This is a genomic window from Kineococcus glutinatus, from assembly GCF_039542765.1.
GTDB lineage: Bacteria > Actinomycetota > Actinomycetes > Actinomycetales > Kineococcaceae > Kineococcus_A > Kineococcus_A glutinatus.
In genome coordinates, this window is sequence record NZ_BAABIL010000081.1 from 1 (window position 1) to 1,744 (window position 1,744).

1 protein-coding gene is annotated in these 1,744 nt (G+C 74.9%); it reads left to right on the forward strand.

What is annotated here, in order from left to right; translation table 11 throughout:
• Window positions 1-254: 254 nt before the first annotated feature.
• On the forward strand, window positions 255-1,744 hold a 1,490-nt coding region (gene hflX / locus ABEB16_RS03900), incomplete at its 3' end, for a GTPase HflX (RefSeq protein WP_345710960.1).

Consider the following 1,744-nt stretch of genomic DNA (forward strand, 5'->3'; position numbering starts at 1 on the left):
CCCGGTGTCCTGCTGCCCGGTGTCCTGCTGCCCGGTGTCCTGCTGCCCGGTGTCCTGCTGATCCTCCGGCACGTGCCCCGGCCTCCCCGCGCGCCGCCCGGGGCCCTCCCGGTGCGCCGCAGCAGCCTAGGCACCCCGGTGCGGTGGAATTGGCTCGTGCCCGGGGTCGTTGGACTGAGAGCCTGCGGGTACCCGGCGCGGTGATGCGCCACCCCCGACCTGCGGGGAACCCGCAGGCGTGACCGAGGAGGTCCATGAACGACCAGACCCAGCCCACCGTGGCCGTGCACGAGGACCGGGCGGAGACCCAGGGCGCCGAGATGGACCGCGCGCTGGCCCGCATCCTGGCGGGGCACGGGACGGCGGGCGCGGGCGCCGACGGGGTCGCGGCCACCGACGTGGACGAGGACTACGACGGCGACCAGCTCGACCTCGACGACCGGCGCTCCCTGCGCCGCGTCGCCGGCCTGTCCACCGAGCTCACCGACGTCACCGAGGTCGAGTACCGCCAGCTGCGCCTGGAGCGCGTGGTGCTCGTCGGCCTCGCGACCAGCGGCACCGCGGAGGAGGCGGAGGTCTCCCTCGCCGAGCTCGCCGCCCTGGCCGCCACCGCCGGCTCGGAGGTCGTCGAGGGCGTCATCCAGCGCCGCGGCACCCCCGACCCGGCGACGTTCCTGGGCGCCGGCAAGGCCGCCGAGCTGCGTGACGTCGTCGCCGCCACCGGCGCCGACACCGTCATCTGCGACGGCGAGCTCAGCCCCTCCCAGCGCCGCGGCCTGGAGGACATCGTCAACGCCAAGGTCGTGGACCGCACCGCGCTGATCCTCGACATCTTCGCCCAGCACGCCAAGTCCCGGGAGGGCAAGGCGCAGGTGGAGCTCGCGCAGATGGAGTACATGCTCCCCAGGCTGCGCGGGTGGGGCGAGTCGATGTCCCGGCAGGCCGGTGGTCGCGTCGCCGGCGGTGCGGGCATCGGCTCCCGCGGCCCCGGTGAGACGAAGATCGAGCTGGACCGGCGCCGCATCCGCACCCGGATGGCCAAGCTGCGCCGCGACATCAAGGAGATGAAGACCGCGCGCGACACCAAGCGCGGTTCCCGCAACCGCAGCGCGGTGCCGTCGGTGGCGATCGCCGGCTACACCAACGCGGGCAAGTCCTCGCTGCTCAACCGCCTCACCGGGGCGGGCGTGCTGGTGGAGGACGCGCTGTTCGCGACGCTGGACCCGACGGTGCGGCGGGCGCAGACCCCCGAGGGCCGGCCGTACGTGCTCGCCGACACGGTGGGCTTCGTGCGCCAGCTGCCCCACCAGCTCGTCGAGGCGTTCCGCTCGACCCTGGAGGAGGTGTCGGGGGCCGACCTGGTCGTGCACGTGGTGGACGGCTCGCACCCGGACCCCGAGGGACAGCTCGCCGCGGTGCGCGAGGTGCTCGCCGAGGTGGGGGCCGGCACGGTGAAGGAGGTCGTGGTGGTCAACAAGACCGACGCGGCCGACCCGGAGGTCGTGCGCCGGATCATGCGCCGGGAGCGGCGCGCGGTGGCCGTCTCCGCCCGCACCGGCGAGGGCATCGAGGAGCTGCGCGCCGTCATCGCGGAGGAGCTGCCGCACCCGGACGTCGCGGTGGACGTGGTCCTGCCGTACGACCGGGGCGACCTGGTCAGCCGCATCCACCGGTTCGGCGAGGTGGTGAGCGAGCAGCACACCGCCGACGGCACGCGGCTGCCGGCGCGGGTGCCGGTGGAGGT